General features: G+C 70.7%; 18 protein-coding genes. 12 read left to right on the plus strand and 6 right to left on the minus strand.

Features of this window, described 5'->3' with window-relative positions; genetic code table 11:
- Positions 1-208: 208 nt before the first annotated feature.
- Entirely contained in the window at positions 209-904 is a 696-nt protein-coding gene (locus EOW65_RS06305) for an HAD family hydrolase (protein ID WP_128148125.1), read from the minus strand.
- A 121-nt stretch (positions 905-1,025) separates the two neighbouring features.
- Here EOW65_RS06305 and clpS point away from each other — a divergent pair, with 121 nt between their 5' ends.
- From clpS to EOW65_RS06320, 3 genes are read left to right on the plus strand one after another with little or no spacing between them, the layout of a single operon-like run.
- Positions 1,026-1,367: an ATP-dependent Clp protease adapter ClpS gene (clpS, locus tag EOW65_RS06310; protein WP_113899604.1), complete on the plus strand. Its 342-nt coding sequence runs from the start codon at positions 1,026-1,028 to the stop codon at positions 1,365-1,367.
- Between the two features lie 22 nt (positions 1,368-1,389).
- On the plus strand, positions 1,390-2,454 hold the full coding sequence (locus tag EOW65_RS06315; protein ID WP_128148126.1) for a methyltransferase: 1,065 nt from the start codon (positions 1,390-1,392) through the stop codon (positions 2,452-2,454).
- A 42-nt stretch (positions 2,455-2,496) separates the two neighbouring features.
- Positions 2,497-3,306: an SDR family NAD(P)-dependent oxidoreductase gene (locus EOW65_RS06320; protein ID WP_128148127.1), complete on the plus strand. Its 810-nt coding sequence runs from the start codon at positions 2,497-2,499 to the stop codon at positions 3,304-3,306.
- A gap of 19 nt (positions 3,307-3,325) precedes the next feature.
- On the opposite strand, the gene EOW65_RS06325 is transcribed toward EOW65_RS06320, so the two are convergent.
- The gene (locus EOW65_RS06325) at positions 3,326-3,736 is read right to left on the minus strand and encodes a hypothetical protein (protein ID WP_128148128.1); all 411 of its coding nucleotides are present in this window, start codon (positions 3,734-3,736) and stop codon (positions 3,326-3,328) included.
- A 101-nt stretch (positions 3,737-3,837) separates the two neighbouring features.
- On the opposite strand from EOW65_RS06325, the gene hemF reads away from it, so the two are divergent.
- On the plus strand, positions 3,838-4,722 hold the full coding sequence (gene hemF, locus EOW65_RS06330) for an oxygen-dependent coproporphyrinogen oxidase (protein WP_128148129.1): 885 nt from the start codon (positions 3,838-3,840) through the stop codon (positions 4,720-4,722).
- 30 nt (positions 4,723-4,752) lie between these two features.
- On the opposite strand, the gene EOW65_RS06335 is transcribed toward hemF, so the two are convergent.
- A complete protein-coding gene (locus tag EOW65_RS06335; protein WP_128148130.1) occupies positions 4,753-6,375 on the minus strand; it encodes an MFS transporter in 1,623 nt (540 codons plus the stop codon).
- 105 nt (positions 6,376-6,480) lie between these two features.
- Here EOW65_RS06335 and EOW65_RS06340 point away from each other — a divergent pair, with 105 nt between their 5' ends.
- Positions 6,481-6,966 (plus strand): MarR family winged helix-turn-helix transcriptional regulator, encoded by a 486-nt coding sequence (locus EOW65_RS06340; RefSeq protein WP_164880011.1) that lies wholly within the window; start codon positions 6,481-6,483, stop codon positions 6,964-6,966.
- Positions 6,967-7,064: 98 nt separating this feature from the next.
- Positions 7,065-9,047: a DEAD/DEAH box helicase gene (locus EOW65_RS06345; protein WP_128148132.1), complete on the plus strand. Its 1,983-nt coding sequence runs from the start codon at positions 7,065-7,067 to the stop codon at positions 9,045-9,047.
- 88 nt (positions 9,048-9,135) lie between these two features.
- On the opposite strand, the gene hemE is transcribed toward EOW65_RS06345, so the two are convergent.
- The gene (gene hemE / locus EOW65_RS06350) at positions 9,136-10,167 is read right to left on the minus strand and encodes a uroporphyrinogen decarboxylase (RefSeq protein ID WP_128148133.1); all 1,032 of its coding nucleotides are present in this window, start codon (positions 10,165-10,167) and stop codon (positions 9,136-9,138) included.
- Positions 10,168-10,282: 115 nt separating this feature from the next.
- Between hemE and hemC the strand changes: the two genes are divergently transcribed.
- The 3 genes from hemC to EOW65_RS06365 all read left to right on the plus strand — a co-directional run bounded on the left by hemC (position 10,283) and on the right by EOW65_RS06365 (position 13,978).
- Entirely contained in the window at positions 10,283-11,227 is a 945-nt protein-coding gene (gene hemC, locus EOW65_RS06355) for a hydroxymethylbilane synthase (protein ID WP_128148209.1), read from the plus strand.
- Between the two features lie 93 nt (positions 11,228-11,320).
- Complete coding sequence (locus EOW65_RS06360; protein ID WP_128148134.1) at positions 11,321-12,697, plus strand: FAD-binding oxidoreductase; 1,377 nt, start codon at positions 11,321-11,323, stop codon at positions 12,695-12,697.
- A 75-nt stretch (positions 12,698-12,772) separates the two neighbouring features.
- Positions 12,773-13,978 (plus strand): MFS transporter, encoded by a 1,206-nt coding sequence (locus EOW65_RS06365; RefSeq protein ID WP_128148135.1) that lies wholly within the window; start codon positions 12,773-12,775, stop codon positions 13,976-13,978.
- A 2-nt stretch (positions 13,979-13,980) separates the two neighbouring features.
- Here EOW65_RS06365 and EOW65_RS06370 read toward each other — a convergent pair whose 3' ends face one another.
- Positions 13,981-14,673, minus strand: coding sequence for an arylesterase (locus EOW65_RS06370; RefSeq protein WP_128148136.1), 693 nt, complete (start codon positions 14,671-14,673; stop codon positions 13,981-13,983).
- Here EOW65_RS06370 and EOW65_RS06375 point away from each other — a divergent pair.
- Both EOW65_RS06375 and EOW65_RS06380 read left to right on the plus strand, forming a co-directional pair.
- Positions 14,672-15,343 carry an ABC transporter ATP-binding protein gene (locus tag EOW65_RS06375; protein WP_128148137.1) on the plus strand — a complete coding sequence of 224 codons (672 nt, stop codon included), beginning with the start codon at positions 14,672-14,674 and terminating at the stop codon, positions 15,341-15,343. The two genes, EOW65_RS06370 and EOW65_RS06375, sit on opposite strands and share 2 nt — an antisense overlap.
- Positions 15,340-17,838 carry an ABC transporter permease gene (locus EOW65_RS06380; protein WP_128148138.1) on the plus strand — a complete coding sequence of 833 codons (2,499 nt, stop codon included), beginning with the start codon at positions 15,340-15,342 and terminating at the stop codon, positions 17,836-17,838. The genes EOW65_RS06375 and EOW65_RS06380 overlap by 4 nt, the downstream gene beginning before the upstream one ends.
- Before the next feature lie 57 nt (positions 17,839-17,895).
- Here EOW65_RS06380 and EOW65_RS06385 read toward each other — a convergent pair whose 3' ends face one another.
- The gene (locus EOW65_RS06385; protein WP_240664530.1) at positions 17,896-18,285 is read right to left on the minus strand and encodes a transglycosylase SLT domain-containing protein; all 390 of its coding nucleotides are present in this window, start codon (positions 18,283-18,285) and stop codon (positions 17,896-17,898) included.
- Positions 18,286-18,539: 254 nt separating this feature from the next.
- Here EOW65_RS06385 and glpD point away from each other — a divergent pair, with 254 nt between their 5' ends.
- Positions 18,540-20,117 carry a glycerol-3-phosphate dehydrogenase gene (gene glpD / locus EOW65_RS06390; protein WP_128148139.1) on the plus strand — a complete coding sequence of 526 codons (1,578 nt, stop codon included), beginning with the start codon at positions 18,540-18,542 and terminating at the stop codon, positions 20,115-20,117.
- The last annotated feature ends 17 nt before the right edge of the window (positions 20,118-20,134 follow it).

Raw genomic sequence — 20,134 nt, forward strand, 5'->3', positions numbered from 1 at the left:
CGTTCAGCCTAACACGGCTTTTTCGCCCTGAAAACCGCCTATTTTCAAGTGCTTTCGTCACGACATTCAGGTGTGCCCCAAGATCTCGTGGTTGTGCCGGGCCGGGCGGCGACGGGTAGTAACGCGGCTGTGACCGTTCCCCCGGCGACATGGTGTCGCGGGAGCGAAATCGCACAAGATCAAGGCGTTGTCCGTCATCTCCCGGGGCTCAGCCGATCCGCTCGAGCAGTTCGTGCAGCCCGGAAAGCGAGGGCAGGGCGGCAAACCGCGGGTGGCCCTGCGGCACCTCGGCTTCCTCGAGTGCCCAGGTCATCTCATGTGGCACATGCACGCCCCAGCCGCCTGCGGCGATCATCGGAAGCACGTCGGATTTCAACGAGTTGCCGACCATCATCGCAGCCTCCGCGCCGGTGCCGTGGCGGGCGAAGACCTCGGTATAGGTGGCCTGGCGCTTGTCCGACACGATCTCGACCGCGTCGAAGAGATCGCCGAGACCCGACTGGGCAAGTTTCCGCTCCTGGTCGATCAGGTCGCCCTTGGTCACCAGCACCAGCCGGTAACGGCCGGCAAGCGCCTCGACCGCCGCACGCGCCTCGGGCAAAAGCTCGATCGGATGGGCGAGCATCTCGCGTCCGGCCGAGAGAATCTCGGCGATCACCGCGCCCGGCACCGCGCCGGCGCTGACCTCGACCGCGGTCTCGATCATCGAGAGGGTGAAGCCCTTCACCCCGAAACCATAGATCCCGACGTTGCGCCGCTCGGCCGCCAGCAGCCGTTCGCCGAGGAGCGTGCGGTCAGCGTGATCGGCCAGCAGCTCGGTGAAACGGGCCTGGGTCAGACGGAAGAAGCGCTCGTTGTGCCACAGCGTGTCGTCGGCATCGAAGCCGATTGTCGTGAGTTTCATGCGACACTCCCGGTCGCGGGACCCGTCGCGGGCAGATTCCTCGCCCGCAATGTCTTTCCTTGTGGCATGATCTTCCTATATTCCCCCGATACCGCGAGCGATTCCCGAAGACCGAGGCGCAATGTTCCACCCGCTTGAGATGATGGCCGACCGCAAGGACGATGCCGAAGGCGAGGCCGGCGTTGCCCTGAAGACGAAACCCAAGACGCAGCGCCCGCCGATGTACAAGGTGCTGCTCCTGAACGACGATTACACCCCGATGGAGTTCGTCGTCCATATCCTCGAACGCTTCTTCGGCCTGAGCCACGCGCAAGCTTTCGAGATCATGCTGACCGTGCACAAGAAGGGGCTCGCCGTCGTCGGCGTGTTCAGCTTCGAGGTGGCCGAGACCAAGGTCGCGCAGGTGATGGATTTCGCCCGCCGCCATCAGCATCCGCTGCAATGCACGATGGAAAAGGAGTGAGGCGCGCGCGCCTCTGCCAGCCATGAGCCATTCCCGCCTGTCCCTTGCGCTTGACGCGCCCGATGCCCTGCCCGCCGCGGGGCGCATCGCGCTGTTCCGCCCGACCGCCGCCACCGATCTGAGCGATCTGCCGGCCGAGCGGCTGCATGCCGTGCAGGGCTTCCGCCCGGACTGGGAGGCGCTGCGCGCCCGCGGTATCGCCGCCGATCCCGCGCCCGAGGGCCCCTATGCCGCCGCGGTGGTGTTCCTGCCGCGCGCCAAGGCCGAGGCGCGGGCGATCCTTGCGCTTGCCTGCGAGGTGGTGGTGCCCGGCGGGCCGATCTGGGTCGACGGGCTGAAGACCGACGGCATCGATTCCATGCTGCGCGATCTGCGCGCGCGGCTGCCGGTGGGCGAGCCGATCGCCAAGGCGCATGGCAAGATCTTCCGTCTCGAGGCCGTGCATGGCGCACTTGATGACTGGAAGGGGCACCGCACCGAAGTGGTGCCGGGCTTCGTCACCCAGCCGGGCGTGTTCTCGGCCGATGGCATCGACCGTGGCTCGGCGCTGCTGGCCGCGGTGCTGCCCGACACGCTGCCCGCCCGCATGGCTGACATCGGCGCCGGCTGGGGCTGGCTTGCGGCGCAGGTGCTGGCGCGCAAGGGCGTCGAGAGCCTCGACCTGATCGAGGCGGAACATGCTTCGCTCGACTGTGCGCGGCTCAACATCTCCGATCCGCGGGCGCATTTCGTCTGGGCCGATGCCACCGTCTTCAAGCCCGAGGCGCGCTATACCGCGGCGGTGATGAACCCGCCCTTCCACAGCACGCGCGCCGCCGATCCGGCGCTTGGTCAGGCTTTCATCCGCGCCGCCGCCTCGATGCTGTCGCTCTCGGGCACGCTGTGGATGGTGGCGAACCGCCATCTGCCCTACGAGGAGGCGCTGCGTGCCGCCTTCCACGAGGTGACCGAGATCGTGCCGCCCGGTGGCCCCGATGGCGCCTTCCGCCTGATCCGCGCCGAACGGCCGATCGTGCAGGGCGCCGCCCGCCCGTCGGCGCCCGCCGTGGCGTCACCACGTCGCCGTCTCTCTCGCTCCCGGCGATGAAATGCGCTAACAGGGGCGAAAACCACTCCGAAGGGAGCTGCCATGTCTCTGGCCATCACCGGAAAGACCGCGATCATCACCGGCGCCGCCAACGGCATCGGCCTTGCCATCGCGCGCCATTTCCTCGACCGCGGCGCGCAGGTGATGTGCGCCGACATCGACGAGGCGAAGCTGATGGCCGAGTTCGGCGACAGCGCCAAGGCCGATGGCCCGGCGCGCGTCTTCGCCGGCGATCTGTGCGAGAAGCTGAGCATCGCCAACCTGCTCTCGGCCACGATCGACGCCTTCGAGCGCATCGACATTCTGGTCAATGCCGCGCGCAGCTTCACCCCCTGCGACCCGCTCGAGCCCGATGCGGACGTGCTGGAATCGATGCTGCGGCACAACATGAAGGCCGGGTTGCGGCTGTCGCAGCTGACCGCGAAGCGGATGATCGCGCTGGCCGAGAAGGACGGGCGCACCACCGGCGAGGTCGGTTGCATCGTCAACGTCTCGACCCTCGCCGCGCAGCGCAGCCAGCCCGAGCTGCTTGCCTATTCCATCGCCTGTGCGGCGCAGGACCAAGCGACGCGCGGGCTCGCGCTCGCGCTCGCGCCGCACCGGATCCGGGTGAACGGCGTCGCCTTCGCCTCGATGATGAGCGCCTCGCTGCATGCGGCGCTGCGCGAGAACGCCGACTGGCGCGAGGCGATCACCGCCGGCACGCCGCTGGGCCGCATCGCGCCACCGACCGAACTGGCGGAAACCGTGCAATACCTCGCCTCGTCGGGGGCGGGCTTCGTCACCGGCCAGATCGTCACCGTCGACGGCGGCCGCGGCATCGCCGACACGGTGCGCGTGCCGGTCTACTGAGCGGCACGCCCGGGCGGGCCTACTTCGCCTCTTCGGGATAGGCCGCCCGGCAGGCCGCGATTTCTGCATTCATCTGCGGGCCGAGGGCGCGGATTTTGGCGCGCAGGTTGTCGCGCTTGCGGGTTTCCGTGACCGGGTCGATCACCACCTGCCGGCGCCGGGTGATCGTGTCATCCTCGAGGCACATCCGCGGCTTCTGGATCACCCGACCGTCGCGCCGGGTGTAGGTGTCATAGCCGCACACTTCCCACCGCGTCGTCGGCACCTCGTATTCTTCCCAGGCATAGCCGCGGGCGAGGTTGCCCTCGGTTTCGGCCAGCAGCGACTGCAGGGTGCGGGTCTCGCGCGTGGCGCGGTTGATGCACTGTTCCTGCGGCGTGCCGCAGGCGGCAAGGATGAGCAGGGCGAGAAGGGCAGGGGTCTTGCGCATGGCGGGTCTCCGGCTGATGGCGCATTCTTCTCCTCCGGCGCGGAAAACGCAATTCCCCCCTCGCGTCTTGCCTGTTAGGACGGCGCAAAAGGGAGATCGCCATGACCGACACATTCGAGCCCCGCAAGGCTGCCGCCAGTGCCTGGTTCTCGACCCTGCGCGACCGCATCGTCGCCGCCTTCGAGGCGCTCGAGGACGGGTTCGAGGGGCCGGGCGACATGCCTGCCGGCCGTTTCGAGGTGACGCCCACCACCCGGACGGGCGCCGATGGCGAGGATCAGGGCGGCGGCAAGATGTCGGTGCTGCGCGGCGGGCGCGTCTTCGAGAAGGTCGGCGTGAACATCTCGACGGTCTGGGGCACGTTGGCACCGCGGGCGCAAAAGGCGATGGCGGCGCGTGGCGTGCCGGGGATGGAGGCAGACCCGCGCTTCTGGGCCTCGGGGATCTCGCTCGTCGCCCACATGCGCAACCCGCACACGCCGGCGGTGCACATGAACACCCGGATGTTCTGGACGCCCGGCGCGTGGTGGTTCGGCGGCGGCGCCGACCTGAACCCCTGCATCGAGTATGCCGAGGACACCGCGCATTTCCATGCTGCGCTGCAGGCCGCCTGCGACGCGCATGACCCGGGCTATTACCCGCGCTTCAAGGCCTGGGCGGACGAGTATTTCTTTATCCCGCACCGGCACCGGGCCCGCGGCGTCGGCGGCATCTTCTATGATGACCTGAACAGTGGCGACTGGGAGGCGGATTTCGCCTTCACCCAGGCGGTGGGGGCGGCCTTCCTGCCCGCCTTCCTGCCGGTGACCGAGCGCCGCCTCGGCACCCCTGCCTCCGAGGCCGACCGCGATGCGCAGCTGATCCACCGCGGGCTCTATGCCGAATACAACCTCGTCTACGACCGCGGCACGAAATTCGGGCTCGAGACCGGGCACAATGCCGATGCGGTGCTGATGAGCCTGCCGCCGCTGGCGAAATGGGTCTGAGGGGCAGGCCCCCCGGATCTCCGTCTTGCCTCAGTCGACCGTTTCCACTGCGATTGCCCTTTGACGCCCCGCCGCCTCGGCGGCCCGGGCGAAGCTGCCATGCAGCAGGTCGTCAAGCGCGCCCTCGTGCGGGGCGCCGATCACCACATGTGTGGCGCCGCCCGCTTCGGCGCGGGCAAGCGCGGCGCGCACCGCCTGGCCGGGCGTCGCGTGCAGCACCTCGCCCTGCGCCGCGATGCCCGTGGCCGCGATCCGGGCGCGGGCGCGGGCCACGATCGCCTCGGCCTGCGGGCGGGGTTCGGTCTCGGCCTCGGCGCCGTCGAGCACGTCGCTGACCCGGACATGGAGCGCGAGCACCGCGTGCCCGCCCATGGCCTTCGCCAGCGCCACGGCGCGGTCGATCACCCGCGCGTCGGCATCGCTGCCATCGACCGCGGCGACGATCAGCCCCGGCGTCGGGGCAATGGCAGGGGCCGCCTTGTGATGCGCGATCGAGCCGCGGCGCAGCCACAGCGTCGCGGGTGCCAGCAGCGCCGCCAGCGCCGCCACCGAGAACGCGATCAGCACCGAGCCATGCTCGGCGATCGTCGGCACCGCCCAGGGCGCGACCACCCCCGCGAACCAGCGCAGGAAGTTGTAGCCCGCCGAGGCGACCGGCCGCGGCACGTCGGAGACCTCGAGCGCGAGCTCGGTGAAGAGGGTGTTGCACACGCCCATGATCGCCCCCGACAGGATCACCGCCGCGGCGATCGCGGGCTTGTTGCCCGATCCCATCACGACGAGCAGCACGGCAAGCGCCGCGAGCGCCACCGCGACCACCGGCACAAGGCCGAAGCGGGCCTCGACCCGCGGCGCGACGAAGACTGAGCACAACGCGAGCATCAGCCCCCAGCCGAAGAAGATCGCGCCGACCGCATGGGCCGAGAGGTCCAGCACGAAGGGCGCGAAGGCCAGCACCGCGAAGAAGGCGAAGTAATAGAAGAAGGCGGCGAGCGACACGGTGAACAGCCCCGGGTGCCCAAGCGCGCGGAGCGGCGCGCTCAACGCCGTCTTCTGCGCCGGCCGTGGCAGCGAGGGCAGGAAGACCAGCGCCGAGACCAGCCCCACCGCCATCAGCGTCGCCGTGCCGAAGAAGGGCCAGCGCCACGAATGGGCCCCGAGCGCCGCCCCCAGAAGCGGGCCGACCGACAGGCCAAGCCCCATCGCCGCCTCGTAGATCAGCACCGCGCGCCCGGTGCCGCCCTTCGCCACCGCGACCAGAACCGACAGCGCAGTGACCACGAAGAAGGCATTGCCGAGCCCCCAGCCGGCGCGGAAGGCGACGAGCTCGCGCACCGAGCCCGAGGTGCCGGCCAGCGCCGCGAAGATCACGATCAGTCCGGCGCCGAGGATCAGCGTCGCGCGCGCGCCGATCCGGCTTGAGACAAAGCCGGTCACCAGCATCATCACCGAGGTGACGAGGAAGTAGGAGGTGAAGAGCAGCGACACCTGCGACGGCCCCGCGTTCAGCCCGGCGGCGATCGAGGTCAGGATCGGGTCGACAAGACCGATCGACATGAAGCCGACGACACAGGCGAAGGCGGTGGCCCAGACCGCGGTCGGCTGGTCGAGAAAGCGCGATGGCGCGGCGGTGTCGGGGGACGGATGGGACATGGAAAGCTCGCATCAGGGGAGGGCAGGCTTGCCGGGGGCAGGCGGGCCGGATAAACTTGGTGCATGATACACAAGTTGTATAATGCAAGTAAAGTGGAGGCGTGCATGGACGGGACCGATCTGGCGCAGGGCAACGGGGCCTCGCCCGGCACGCAGGCGATCGAGCATGACCTTGCCGTCCTCGTGCGCGCGCTCGAGGGGCTTTATCGCTCGCGCAAATACCCGCTCGACCGGGCGCAATACCTGCTGCTGCTGGCATTGCGTGCGGGGCCGCGGCCGAGCGGCGATCTGGCGGCGACGCTGGCGCTCGATCATTCCACCGTGACGCGGCAGCTGGCAGCGCTCGAAAAGGGCGGGCTGATCGCGAAACGGCCGAACCCGCTCGATGGCCGCAGCGCGCTGATCGAGGCGACGGCAGAGGGACGGGTGCGCTGCGCCGAGATGCAGGCGCTGCGGCTGAGCCGCCTCGAGGAGATGCTGGCCGACTGGAGCGAGCCCGAGCGACAGCGCTTCGCTGCCGACATCGCGCGCTTCAATGCGCAGGTGATGGGGCGTGGTCGTGCGACCCCGGGCGAGCCCGGCCTCGGCTGAGCTTCGCGCAGCCCCGGCGGGCCTTTGCGGAAAGGGCTTTCCTTCCTGGGCGAAAGCCGCTAGAAGCCGCGCTTTCCGCCGTTGCGAAAGCCCCAGACATGACCCAGTTCGATCACCTTCCCGCCACGCTGCAAGAGGCGTTGGCCGAGAAGGGCTATGCCGCCCTCACCCCCGTTCAGGAGGCGGTTTCCGATCCGGGGCTGTCCGGGCGCGATCTGCTGGTCTCGGCGCAGACGGGCTCGGGCAAGACCGTGGCCTTCGGTCTTGCCATGGCCTCCGAGTTGATTGGCGAGGAGGGCATCCCGCCCTATGCCGATCTGCCGCGGGCTCTGGTCGTGGCGCCGACGCGCGAACTGGCCCAGCAGGTCAGCCGCGAGCTTGCCTGGCTTTACGCCCGGGCGGGCGCGGTGATCGCCGGCGCCGTCGGCGGCATGGATGCGCGGGCGGAACGGCGGGCGCTTGAACGCGGCGCGCATATCGTCGTCGGCACCCCGGGCCGGATCTGCGACCACATCCGCCGCGGCGCGCTCGATCTGAGCGAGCTGAAGGTCGTCACCCTCGACGAGGCCGACGAGATGCTCGACCTCGGCTTCCGCGAGGATCTCGAGTTCATCCTCGAGACCGCGCCCGAGACCCGCCGCACGCTGATGTTCTCGGCGACCGTGCCGGCCGAGATCGCCCGCCTCGCCGCGACCTTCCAGCGCGATGCCGAACGCATTTCGACCATCTCGGCGCGCAGCCAGCACGCCGACATCGACTATCGCGCCCTCGTCGTCGACAAGACCGACCGCGAGAACGCCATCGTCAACCTGCTGCGCTTCCACGAACCGGAGCGCGCGATCGTCTTCTGTTCGACCCGCGCCGCGGTCACCCACCTGACCGGCAAGCTGCTGAACCGCGGCTTCTCGGTGGTGGCGCTCTCGGGCGAACTGACGCAGGACGAACGCTCGCGCGCGCTGCAGATGCTGCGCGACGGCCGGGCCCGGGTCTGCATCGCGACCGACGTCGCGGCGCGTGGCATCGACCTGCCGGGGCTGGAACTTGTCGTGCACGCCGACCTGCCGCAGAACAAGGAAGCGCTGCTGCACCGTTCGGGCCGCACCGGCCGCGCCGGGGCAAAGGGGATCTCGGCGCTGGTGGTGCCGCTGAACCTGCGCTCGAAGGGCGAACGGCTGCTGCGCGAGGCGGGCGTGAGCGCCACCTGGGAAAGTGCGCCGGGCCCCGAAGAGATCTTCGCCCGCGACGAGGAACGCATGCTGCAGCAGGCGGTGCTGACCGAGGCGCCGACCGCCGATGAGCTCGACGGCATCGAGCGCCTGCTTGAGGCGTTCGAGCCGCGCGCGCTGGCCGCTGCCGTGCTGCGCAACTTCCGCGCCGCGCGCTCGGCGCCCGAGGATCTGGTGCCGGTCACGCTCGACGGGCCGAAGCCGCGCGCCCGCGAGGAGTTTGGCAATTCGCGCTGGTTCCGGCTGACCATGGGCCACGACCAGTGGGTCGACCCGAAATGGCTTCTGCCGATGCTGTGCCGCGCGGGCGACCTGACCCGGCGCGACATCGGCATGATCCGGGTGATGCAGGACCACACCTTCGTGCAGATCCACGCCGAAGCCGCTGCCCGGTTCGAGGCCGGGCTGGCCCCCTCGATGGTGATGGAAGACAAATGCACCGTCACGCCGCTCGCCGAGGCCCCCGAAGGGCTCGACCGTCCGGCACCGCGCCCGTCGCGCTGGTCGAAGAGCGACGACGACCGCGGCCCGCGCAAGCCGCACCGCAAGGGGCAGGGCTGGGGCGACGGCGCGCCGAAGCCCGCGCGCAAATATGACCGCGCCGAAGGCGAGGGCGCGCCGCGCCCGGCGCGCAAGTTCGACCGCCCCGAAGGCGAGGGTGGTGCGCCGAAGGCCCGCAAGGCCGCCCCCTGGGCGCGCGAGGGCGGCCATGGCGCCGCCGCGAAGGACGCGGCCCCGAAGGCGAAATACGCGAAGGGCGGCAAGCCCGCCGACAAATACGCCGGCAAGCCCGCGGGCAAGTTCGCCGGCAAGCCGGGCGGCAAGCCCGGGCCGAAGACCTTCCGCGGCAAATGATCCACGCATGACAAAAGGGGCCTCGCGGCCCCTTTTTCTTGGCAGAAATGCTCATCTTCGCCGGGCGCCGGCCCCGACGGTCGTGGGCTTACCCCTTGCGGATCGTCTCGACCATCAGCGCGACATTCTCGGGATCGGCGTCGGGGGTGATGCCATGGCCGAGGTTGAAGATATGCGGCCCCTTCGAGAAGGCGCGCACCACCGCGCGCGTGGCCTCGACCAGCGCGTCGCCGCCTGTCACCATGTGCCGGGGGTCAAGGTTGCCTTGCACGCAGCCGTCCTTCTGCACGTTTGCCGCCGCCCACTCGGCCGAGACCGAATTGTCGATCGCGACGCAATCGGCGCCGGTCTTCTTCGCAAAGCCCACATAGCCTTCGCCGGCCTCGCGCGGGAAGGCGATGACCGGCAGGCCCGGGAAGCGCGCCTTCAGCTCCGCGATGATCCGTGCCGTGGGGGCCACCGCGAAATCCTCGAAATCCTGGCCCTTCAGGCTGCCCGCCCAGCTGTCGAACAGCTTGACGACCTCGGCCCCGGCCTCGACTTGCTTCGCCAGATACTCGATCGTCGCCTCGGTCAGCCGGTCGATGATGCCGGCGAAGGTGGCGCGGTCTGTGGCCTTCAGCGCATGCGCCGGGCCCTGATCGCGGGTGCCGCGGCCGGCGATCATGTAGGTCGCGACGGTCCAGGGCGCGCCGGCGAAACCGATCAGCGTCGTTTCCGACGGCAGCTCGCGGCGCAGGATCCGCACCGTCTCGTAGATCGGGGCGAGCGTGTCGTGGATGTCGTCACGGCCCTTCAGCGCGGCCAGTTCGGCGGGCGTCGTGGTGGTCGACATCCGCGGTCCCTCGCCGGTCTCGAACCACAGATCGACGCCAAGCGCCTGCGGCAGAAGCAGGATGTCTGCGAACAGGATCGCCGCGTCGAACCCATAGCGGCGGATCGGCTGCAGCGTGACCTCGGCCGCCAGCTCGGAATTGTAGCACAGCGAGAGGAAATCTCCCGCCTGGGCCCGGGTCGCGCGATATTCGGGCAGGTAGCGGCCCGCCTGCCGCATCATCCAGACCGGAGGGGTGGGCAGCACCTCGCCACGCAGGGCGCGCAGGATCGTCTTGTCGCTCATCGGGATCTCCTTTGCCCCTCTTCATCGCGGGCTGCGGCCGATTGTCAAGCATTGCGCGCGCGCGCCCCGCTTGCACGGGCAATCGGTCGCGGCTATGCCGTGGGCCATGAAACAGATGCCCTCCGCAACGGACCCGCTGAAGATCGGCACCCGCGGCTCGCCGCTCGCGCTCGCGCAGGCCTATGAGACCCGCGCGCGGCTCAGTGCGGCGCATGACCTGCCGCCGGAGGCCTTCGAGATCGTGGTGATCCGCACCACCGGCGACAATGCCGCGCTGATCGCGGCCGATCAGCCGCTCAAGGCGCTTGGCGGCAAGGGCCTGTTCACCAAGGAGATCGAGGAGGCGCTTGCCTCGGGTGCGATCGACATCGCGGTGCATTCGATGAAGGACATGCCGACGGCCCAGCCCGAGGGGCTGCTGCTTGACTGCTTTCTGCCGCGCGAGGACACGCGCGACGCCTTCGTCTCGATGCGCTACGCAAGCCTCGCCGACCTGCCCGAGGGGGCGGTCGTCGGCTCGTCGAGCCTGCGCCGGCGCGCGCAGCTGGCGAACCGCCGGCCCGACCTGAAGCTGGTCGAGTTCCGCGGCAATGTGCAGACCCGGTTGAAGAAGCTCGAGGACGGGGTGGCGGATGCCACCTTCCTCGCCATGGCCGGGCTGAACCGTCTGGGCAAGGCCGAGGTCGCGCGCTCGGCGATCGGCCCCGACGAGATGCTGCCCGCCGTCGCGCAGGGCGCCATCGGGATCGAGCGGCGCGCCGCCGACAGCCGTTGCGCCGACCTGCTCGCGGCGATCCACGACGGCCCGACCGGGCTGCGGCTGGCGGCCGAGCGCAGCTTCCTCGCCACGCTCGACGGCTCGTGCGAGACCCCGATCGCGGGTCTGGCCGAGATCCTCGGCGACCGGCTCTGGCTGCGCGGCGAGATCCTGCGCCCGGACGGCTCCGAGTCGATCTCGGGCGAGGCGCATGGCGCGCTGACCGAAGGCGCTGCACTTGGCGCCGATCTGGCGCGCCGACTGCTCGCGCAGGCGCCGAAAGGCTTTTTCGACTGGCGCTGAGCCGGCCGCGATGACGGTTGCCTCCGGGGGCGGTGGCGCGACCTGCGCCCGAACGCCCCGGGGCGGCGGCCGCCGCATCCACGGGAGACCCATATGACCCTTCTTGACCGCCTGCGTGACCTGCTTGGCCCCGCCCATGTGCTGACCGGTGACGATACTGCGGGCTACCGCGACGACTGGACCGGGCACTACCACTGGACCCCGCTCGCGGTGCTGCGCCCGGGCTCGACTGAGGAGGTTTCGGCGGTGCTGCGGCTGGCCAGCGAGACCGGCACGCCGGTGGTGCCGGTGGGCGGCAACACCGGGCTGAACGGGGGGGCCGCGGCCGAGGGCGCGCTGATGCTGTCGCTTGCACGGATGAACCGGCTGCGCGAGGTGAACCCGGCGGCGCGCACGATCACCGCCGAGGCGGGGGTGATCCTCGAGACGCTGCACGACGAGGCGGCGCGGCACGGGCTTGTCTTCCCGCTGACCTTCGGGGCGAAGGGCTCGGCGATGGTGGGCGGGTTCCTCTCGACCAATGCCGGCGGCTCGAACGTGCTGCGCTATGGCAATGCGCGGGCGCTGTGCCTTGGCATCGAGGTGGTGCTGGCCGACGGGCGGGTGATGAACCTGCTGACCGGGCTGCACAAGGACAACAGCGGCTATGACCTGCGCGATCTGATGATCGGCGCCGAGGGGACGCTCGGCGTCATCACCGCGGCGGTGCTGAAACTGGCGCCTGCGCCCGTCGCCCATGCGACCGCGCTTCTGGGCATGGACACGCTCGCGGGGGCGCTCGCACTGTTGCACCGGCTGCAGGCCGGCAGCGGCGGCGCCGTCGAGGCCTTCGAGTTCATGCCCGCCCATTACATGGAGCGTCTCGGCCGGCTGAAGCCCGAGCTCGCCTGCCCGTTCGAGCCCTGTGCGGTGAACGTGATGGTCGAGATCGCGACCACCATCGCCGGCGAGGACCCGGTCGAGCGGCTGGAAACCCTGCTCGAGGCCGCGCTCGAGGACGGCTCGCTCACCGAGGCGGTGGTGGCGACCTCGGAGGCGCAACGCCGCCGGCTCTGGACGATGCGCGAATCCGCGGCCGAGATCACCTTCGTGCAGCCGGTGATGGTCGACACCGATGTGGCGCTCCCGCTCGACCGGCTGCAGGAGTTCCTGACCCGGATGGAAGAGCGGCTCGCCACGCTCGACCCCGAGGCCGAGGTCTTCCTGGTGGCGCATCTGGGCGACGGCAACATCCACTATTCCGTCTATCCGGGCCGCGACGAGGCGAGCCATCTGGCCGCGATCCGCGCCGCGATCGCCGGCGAGGCGGTGGCGCTTGGCGGCAGCTTCTCGGCCGAGCATGGGGTGGGGCTGTCGAAGCGCGCCACGCTCGCCGCGCACAAGGACCCGGTCGCGCTGAGCGTGATGGCGGCAATCAAGGCGGCGCTTGATCCGAAGGGGATCCTAAACCCCGGCAAGATGCTGCCCTGAGCCGCAGGGCGCCCCCGGCGCCCCCTTGCATCACGCTGCGCCCCGGCGCATGAGGCGGCATTGCCCGAGGTGACGATGCCGTTTCTTGCCCCGTTCCGACCGATCCTGCGTGACCCCGCGCTGCTGCTCGCCGCCGCGCTGCTGCTGCTTTATGGCGCCCATGCCGCGACGATGGCGCCCTATGTCTCGGCGCTGGCGGTCACCGTCTTCCATCTGAGCGACAGCGCCTTTTCGCTGCTTCTGGTGGTGGCCTCGGGGCTCGCCGTCTCGTCCTCGGTGGTGTTCGGCATCCTCGCCGATCAGCGCGCGAACCGGCGGGGCATCGCGCTCGTCACCGGGGCGTTCCTGACGCTCGGCACCGGGCTCGTCATCCTTGCCCCGAACGCGCCGGGCTTCGTGGTGGCGCATGCGTTGCTGCTGCCGCTGTCGGGCTCGTTCTTCGGCCAGCTTTTCGCGCTCGCCCGGCTTGCCGCGACCACCCATCCGGAAGAAGACCGCCGCGCCGTGCAAAGCACGCTGCGCGCGCTTTTCGCCGTGCCGTGGGTGGTGGTGCTGCCGGTCTGGGCGGTGGCCTTCCGCGCCGGCACGCCGCTGACCGCGGTCTATCCCGTGTGCCTCACGCTCTCGGTCGCGATCCTCGCCCTCACCGCGCTGTTCTGGCCGCGCGACGGCGCGACGCGCTGGAGCGACACCCGCTCCGGCCTCACCTTCCGCCAGTCGCTGGGCGAGATCGCCGGCGGGCGGGTGCTGGCGCGGGTGCTGGCGCTTGGCACGATCCATGGCGCGGTGACGCTCTACCTCGTCGTCATCGGCCTTGTGTTCGAGTTGGTGCCGGGGCGCGGCGCCGGGGCGACGGCGCTTTACGCCGGGATCATGGCCGGGCTCGAGGTGCCCTTCATGCTGGCCTTGCCGCGCATCCTCGGCCGGGTCGAGGCGCGCAGCCTGATCTGGGTGGGGATGGCGCTTTACGCCGTCCACCTCGCCGGCATCCCGCTTCTGGCCGGCACCCCCTTCGTCTGGCTCTTGATGCTGCCGGGTGCCGCGGGGGGCGCGATCGTGCTGACCCAGCCGATGGCCTATCTGCAGGAGCTGCTCAGCGACCGCCCGGGTGCCGGCGCCTCGCTGATGGCCTTGCAGAAACTGGCGGGCGACGGCATCTGCGCCGCCACCTTCGCGATCGGCACGGCCCTTGGCGGCTATGGGCTTGTGGCCGGGCTGGGCGCGGGGCTGGGCGTTCTTGGCGCCGGCATGCTGTGGTGGATGGACCGCCGCCCGGTCTGAGCTCAGGGCGCGGGCTGCGCCTTTGCCAGCAGTTCGAGCACCTTCGGACCAAGTTCCGCCACCACCAGCTTCACCCCCGCGGCCGAGGGGTGGATGTTGTCGCCCTGCATCAGCCCGCGCGCGGCGCGCTCCTCGGGCGGCAGCGCGGCAATCGGCGCGAGCAGATCGGGCAGCAGCAGGGCGTGATACTTCGCCGCAAGCGCCGGCCAGATCGCGTCGAACTCGGCCTTGTAGGCGGGGCCGTAATTGCCGGGCGCGGGCAGCCCGACCAGCAGAACCGGCAGCCCGCGCGCCGCCACGGCAGACAGGATCGCATCGAGGTTCGCGCGCGCCGCGGCGGGCGGCAGGCCGCGCAGCAGGTCGTTGCCGCCAAGTTCCACGATCACCGCGTCGATCCCGGGCGTCAGCGACCAGTCGATCCGCGCCCGCCCGCCGGCGGTGGTGTCGCCCGAGACGCCTGCGTTCACCACCTGCACCGCGGTCCCCTGCGCGGCGAGCCAGTCCTGCAGCTGCGGCACCAGACCCTCGCCCGGCATCAGCCCGTAGCCCTGCGTCAGGCTGTCGCCGAAGGCCAGAACCTCGGGCACTTCCGCCGCGGCAGGCAGGGCGAGGGCAAGGAAAGCCGCCGCCGCCAGCTTGCACAGCCGCGCGCGCGGCCCATATCCGGAGACAGGCACGGAAAAATGGTTTCTCATGACGGACACGGTCCTTTCGCTCGACGACGCCCGGCTCACCCTTGACGGCAATGCCGGCCCGGTCGAGATCCTGCGCGGCATTTCGCTGAACATCAACCGGGGCGAAAGCGTCGGGCTGACCGGCCCCTCTGGCTCGGGCAAGTCCTCGCTGCTGATGCTGATGGGCGGGCTGGAACGGGCAAGCGGCGGCCGGGTCACGGCGCTGGGGCAGGACCTGACGGCGATGGACGAGGATGCGCTTGCCCGTTTCCGCCGCGGCACGATGGGGATCGTGTTCCAGTCCTTCCATCTGGTGCCGACGATGACGGCGCTCGAAAACGTCGCGTTGCCGCTCGAGATCGCCGGGGTGGGCGACGCCCGGGCGCGGGCCGAGGCCGAGCTTGCCGCCGTGGGCCTTGCGCATCGGCGCGGCCATTACCCGTCCGAGATGTCGGGCGGCGAGCAGCAGCGCGTGGCGCTGGCCCGGGCCGTGGCGCCGCGCCCGGCGATCCTGCTCGCCGACGAACCCACCGGCAATCTCGATGCGGCGAACGGGGCGGCGATCATGGACCTTCTCTTCGGCCTGCGCGACCGGCACGGGGCGACGCTCGTCCTTGTCACCCACGCGCCCGAACTTGCCGCGCGCTGCGACCGGGTGGTGCAGATCGCCGACGGGCTGGTGCGCGCATGAGCCTTGCCTGGCGCATCGCCCGGCGCGAGCTGCGGGGCGGACTTCGCGGCTTTCGCGTCTTCCTGCTGTGCCTGATGCTCGGCGTCGCGGCGATTGCCGCGGTCGGGCTGGTGCGCGGCGCGATCCGGGCGGGGCTGGCCGATCAGGGGGCGGTGCTGCTGGGTGGCGACGCGCAATACGACTTCACCTATCGCCGCGCCACGGCGGAGGAACGTGACTGGATCGCCGCCCATGCCGCGCAGGTGTCGGAACTGGTCGAGTTCCGCTCGATGCTCAATGCGGGCGACGAGTTTGCGCTGACGCAGGTGAAGGCGGTCGATGGCGCCTATCCCTTGACCGGGACGCTGGTCCTCGACCCGCCGCTGCCGCCCGCGGCGCTGGCCGGCGAGGGCGGCGTGCCGGGCGCCTTCCTCGACCCGGTGCTGGCCGACCGGCTCGGGCTGAAGCCGGGCGACCGCTTCACCCTGGGCGGACAGGCGTTCGTGATGATGGCGCGGATCGTGCGCGAGCCCGACAGCACCGGCGGGGGCATCGCCTTCGGGCCGCGCAGCATCGTCTCGCTCGCCGCGATCGAGGCCGGGCCGCTTCTTGCCCCCGGCTCGCTCTACGAAACCCAATACCGCGTCACGCTGCCTGCCGGCGCGACGCTCGACACCCTGAAGACCGCGGCGCTGGCCCGGTTCGAGGGGGCGGGGATGCGCTGGAGCGACAGCCGCCGCGCCGCGCCGGGGGCCGAGCGCTTCACCGACCGGCTGGCGACCTTCCTGGTGCTCGTCGGGCTGGCCGGGCTTGCCGTCGGTGGGGTGGGGATTTCGGCCACCGTCTCGGCCTGGATCGAACGCAAGGCCGAGACTATCGCCACGCTGCGCGCGCTTGGCGCGACCTCGGGCACGATCCGTGCAGCCTTCCTGATCCAGCTTGCGGTGCTGGGCGCGGCGGGAATCGCGGCCGGGCTGATCCTGGGGGCAGGGGCGGTTCTGGCGGCCTCGGGCACCATCGCGCGGGCGATGCCGGTGCCGGTCGAGGTCGGGCTTTCGGTTCGTCCGCTCTTCGAGGCGGCGCTTTACGGCGCGCTGACCGCCGCGATCTTCGCGCTCTGGCCGCTCGGGCGGATGTCGGCATTGCGTGCGGCGACGCTCTATCGCAGCACCGGGCGCGGCCGCCGCCTGCCGCCCGCGGGCTCGCTGGTGCTGATCGGCGCGCTTGTTGCCGCGCTGGTCGGGGCGGCGGCCACGCTTTCGGGCGAGGTCGGGCTGACGCTGGCAGCCTTTGCCGGCGTCGCGGGCGCGCTTGGCCTGCTGGCGCTTGCGGCGCTTGGCCTGCGCGGGCTTGCCCGCGCGGCGATCCCGCTGGCACAGGGCCGGCCCGCGCTGCATGCGGCGCTGGCCGCGATCGGCGGGCCGCGCTCCGAGGTGCTGCCGGTGGTGCTGTCGCTCGGTCTCGGGCTGTCGGTGCTGTCGGCCGTGGGCCAGATCGACGCCGGGCTGCGCGGCGCCATCGCGCGCGACCTGCCGCAGGTGGCGCCGGCCTATTTCATCATCGACATCCAGCCCGATCAGCTGGATCCGCTGCTCGCCCGGCTGGAGGCCTTCCCCGAGGTGAGCCGCGTCGACACCGCGCCGATGCTGCGCGGCGTGATCACCGAGATCAACGGCCGCCCGGCGCGCGAGGTGGCGGGCGATCACTGGGTGCTGCGCGGCGACCGTGGCGTGACCTTCGCCGCCACCCCGCGCGAGCGGCTGACCGCCGGCACCTGGTGGCCCGAGGAGTACGCCGGCCCGCCGCAGGCGAGCTTTGCCGCGAAGGAGGCGGTGGAACTCGGCCTGAAACTGGGCGACCGGATCACCGTGAACATCCTGGGCCGCGACATCGAGGCGACGATCACCTCGTTGCGCGATGTCGATTTCTCGACCGCCGGCATCGGCTTCGTGCTGACGCTGAATCCCGCGGCGCTGGCGGGCGCGCCACATACCGACATCGCCACGATCTACGCCCCCGAGGCGAGCGAGGCGGCGATTCTGCGCGATCTGGCGCGTGCCTTTCCGAACATCACTGCGATCCGGGTGCGCGACGCCATCGCGCGGGTGAGCGAGGCGCTTGGCACCATCGCCCGGGCGGTGGCGCTGGCGGCCTCGGTCACGCTGGCGACGGGGTTCACCGTGCTGATCGGCGCGGCGGCGGCGGGCGAGGGGGCACGGGCGCGCGAGGCGGCATTGCTCAAGACGCTCGGCGCCACGCGCGGGATGATCCTGCGCTCCTTCGCGCTGCGCGCCGCGCTCGCCGGCGCCGCGGCCGGGATCATCGCCGTCGCGGTCGGCGCGCTCGCCGGCTGGGCGGTTCTGCATTTCGTCATGGAGGCAAGCTATCGCTTCGCACCCGGCCCGGCCGTCGCGATCGCGCTTGGCGGCATCGGCGCGGTGCTGGTCGCGGGGCTGGTCTTCGCGCTGCGCCCGCTGGCCGCTCGCCCGGCCCGGGTGCTGCGCGAAAACGAATGAGGCCGCCCGGGGGCGGCCTTCCCGCCCCGGAGCAGGGGCGTCGTCATGCGAGAGGGATCAGCCGCGCAGGCCGGCGTCCTTGAGGATGCCGCGGCGCTTCGCCTCGTAGTAGTAGCCGCGCGCATACCAGCCCACGGCTTCCTTCTCGTTGCCATCGGCACAGAGCCACGCGCCGCGCAGGTATTTCACCGCGTATTTCAGGTTCGTCTCGGCATCGAGCAGTTCGCGCGACGAGCCCGAGAAGCCCATGGTCGAGGCGGTGCGCGGGTCGATCTGCATCAGCCCCATGTAGGAGCCGTTGCGCGCCGTCGGGTTGTAGCCGCTTTCGCGCTGCACGATGCGGTGCACCAGCGTGCGCGGCACCTCGTAATGATCGGCATATTTGTTGATGAGACCGCGCAGTTCGGTGCTTTCGCCGGGCTGCAGCGGCAGCTGATCCGGGGACATGCCCTTCGAGGACGCGCGGGGGTCTGTGCCGCAAGCGGCGAGGGCAAGAACCAGGGGCAACGTCAGCAGAAGGCTGCGGCGGATCATCATCGGGAACTGCTCCATTCCTCATTTGATTACAACATTGATACAATCACGTGAGAAAGCCGCCTAGCGCGCAGCAAAGCCCCGGCGTGTCGATAAGCGGGATCTCGCCGAAAGGCTTTGACATCCGCCCCGTCCTCGGGCCCACTCGGATCAGCCCAGGAGGTGCCATGTCCTTAGCAACGCAGGAAAATCCCGTCGATCTGTGCATTATCGGCGGTGGCGTGAACGGCTGCGGCATCGCCCGCGATGCGGCCGGTCGCGGCCTCTCGGTTCTGCTTTTCGAGCAGGCAGACCTCGCACAGGCCACCTCTTCGGCTTCGACCAAGCTGTTTCACGGCGGGCTGCGCTATCTCGAATATCTCGAGATTCGCCTCGTGCACGAGGCGCTCGCCGAGCGCGAGGTGCTGCTTGCGGCCAGCCCCCACATCAGCCACCCGATGCGCTTCGTGCTGCCGATCGACCCGGCGATGCGCTTTCCGACCGACACGCCGGTCGGCCGGCTGATGGAGCTGTTCCTGCCCTGGCTGAAGGGGAAGCGGCCGGCGGCGATGATCCGGGCGGGGCTGTTCCTGTACGACCACCTCGGCGGCCGGCGCACGCTGCCCGGCACCCGCGCGCTCGATCTGCGCCGCGATCCGGCCGGCGCGCCGCTGCGGCCGGGCTTTGCAAAGGCCTATGAGTATTCCGACGGCTGGGTCGATGACGCGCGGCTGGTGGTGCTGAATGCGCGTGATGCTGCGGCGCGCGGCGCCGAGATCCGCACCCGCAGCCGGGTGACCGAGGCACATCGCGAGGGCGATTTGTGGCGCGTGGTCACCCCGGCGGGCAGTTTCTGGGCGCGGGCGCTGGTGAATGCCGCCGGGCCCTGGGTCGGCGAGGTGATCCGTGACACCATCCACGTGCCCTCGACCGAGGGCGCGCGACTGGTGCGCGGCTCGCATATCGTGACGCGGCGCCTCTTCGATCACGACCGCGCCTATTTCTTTCAGGGGCGCGACGGGCGGATCTGCTTTGCCATCCCCTACGAGGAGGATTTCACCCTGATCGGCACCACCGATCAGGATTACCGCGGCGCCCCGGGCGCGGCGCAGTGCAGCGAGGACGAGATCACCTATCTCTGCGCCTTCGTGTCGGAGTATTTCGCCAAACCCGTGACCCCCGCCGATGTGGTCTGGACCTATTCCGGCGTGCGGCCGCTTTATGACGACGGGGCAAGCTCGGCCACCGCGGCGACGCGCGACTATGTGCTGCGGCTCGATGCCGAGGGGGCGCCGCTGCTGAACATCTTCGGCGGCAAGATCACCACCTATCGGCGGCTGGCGGAAGCGGCGCTGGCAAAGCTTGCGCCCTTCTTCCCCGCGGCGACCGGCCCCTGGACCGCCGGTGCGGCGCTGCCGGGCGGCGACTTCCCGATCGACGGTCGGCCCGCACTCGCCGCCGATCTGATCCGCGACTATCCGTTCCTGAGCGCGCCCTGGGCCGCGCGGCTGGTGCGCAGCTATGGCACCGAGGCGCGGGTCTGGCTGGGGGATGCACGCACGGCCGGGGATCTGGGCGCCGATCTGGGCGCCACCCTGACCGAGGCCGAGCTGCGCTGGCTCGTCGCCCGGGAATGGGCGGTGACGGCCGAGGACGTGCTGTGGCGGCGCAGCAAGCTTGGCCTGCGGCTGGGCCCGGTGCAGGTGCAGGCGGTGGCGGGGATGCTGGCGCAGATCCTTGCGGAAGCCGGGATGACGGAGGCCTGAGGAGAGGCCGGGAGGAG

The sequence above is a fragment of the Paenirhodobacter ferrireducens genome (genome assembly GCF_004022265.1).
Lineage (GTDB): Bacteria > Pseudomonadota > Alphaproteobacteria > Rhodobacterales > Rhodobacteraceae > Rhodobacter > Rhodobacter ferrireducens.

What these genes read in the sequence shown, in the direction of transcription:
- EOW65_RS06305 (WP_128148125.1), bottom strand. Translation starts at nt 904, where the DNA reads ATGAAACTCACGACAATCGGCTTCGATGCCGACGACACGCTGTGGCAC.
- clpS (WP_113899604.1), top strand. Translation starts at nt 1,026, where the DNA reads ATGTTCCACCCGCTTGAGATGATGGCCGACCGCAAGGACGATGCCGAA.
- EOW65_RS06315 (WP_128148126.1), top strand. Translation starts at nt 1,390, where the DNA reads ATGAGCCATTCCCGCCTGTCCCTTGCGCTTGACGCGCCCGATGCCCTG.
- EOW65_RS06320 (WP_128148127.1), top strand. Translation starts at nt 2,497, where the DNA reads ATGTCTCTGGCCATCACCGGAAAGACCGCGATCATCACCGGCGCCGCC.
- EOW65_RS06325 (WP_128148128.1), bottom strand. Translation starts at nt 3,736, where the DNA reads ATGCGCAAGACCCCTGCCCTTCTCGCCCTGCTCATCCTTGCCGCCTGC.
- hemF (WP_128148129.1), top strand. Translation starts at nt 3,838, where the DNA reads ATGACCGACACATTCGAGCCCCGCAAGGCTGCCGCCAGTGCCTGGTTC.
- EOW65_RS06335 (WP_128148130.1), bottom strand. Translation starts at nt 6,375, where the DNA reads ATGTCCCATCCGTCCCCCGACACCGCCGCGCCATCGCGCTTTCTCGAC.
- EOW65_RS06340 (WP_164880011.1), top strand. Translation starts at nt 6,481, where the DNA reads ATGGACGGGACCGATCTGGCGCAGGGCAACGGGGCCTCGCCCGGCACG.
- EOW65_RS06345 (WP_128148132.1), top strand. Translation starts at nt 7,065, where the DNA reads ATGACCCAGTTCGATCACCTTCCCGCCACGCTGCAAGAGGCGTTGGCC.
- hemE (WP_128148133.1), bottom strand. Translation starts at nt 10,167, where the DNA reads ATGAGCGACAAGACGATCCTGCGCGCCCTGCGTGGCGAGGTGCTGCCC.
- hemC (WP_128148209.1), top strand. Translation starts at nt 10,283, where the DNA reads ATGCCCTCCGCAACGGACCCGCTGAAGATCGGCACCCGCGGCTCGCCG.
- EOW65_RS06360 (WP_128148134.1), top strand. Translation starts at nt 11,321, where the DNA reads ATGACCCTTCTTGACCGCCTGCGTGACCTGCTTGGCCCCGCCCATGTG.
- EOW65_RS06365 (WP_128148135.1), top strand. Translation starts at nt 12,773, where the DNA reads ATGCCGTTTCTTGCCCCGTTCCGACCGATCCTGCGTGACCCCGCGCTG.
- EOW65_RS06375 (WP_128148137.1), top strand. Translation starts at nt 14,672, where the DNA reads ATGACGGACACGGTCCTTTCGCTCGACGACGCCCGGCTCACCCTTGAC.
- EOW65_RS06370 (WP_128148136.1), bottom strand. Translation starts at nt 14,673, where the DNA reads ATGAGAAACCATTTTTCCGTGCCTGTCTCCGGATATGGGCCGCGCGCG.
- EOW65_RS06380 (WP_128148138.1), top strand. Translation starts at nt 15,340, where the DNA reads ATGAGCCTTGCCTGGCGCATCGCCCGGCGCGAGCTGCGGGGCGGACTT.
- EOW65_RS06385 (WP_240664530.1), bottom strand. Translation starts at nt 18,285, where the DNA reads ATGTCCCCGGATCAGCTGCCGCTGCAGCCCGGCGAAAGCACCGAACTG.
- glpD (WP_128148139.1), top strand. Translation starts at nt 18,540, where the DNA reads ATGTCCTTAGCAACGCAGGAAAATCCCGTCGATCTGTGCATTATCGGC.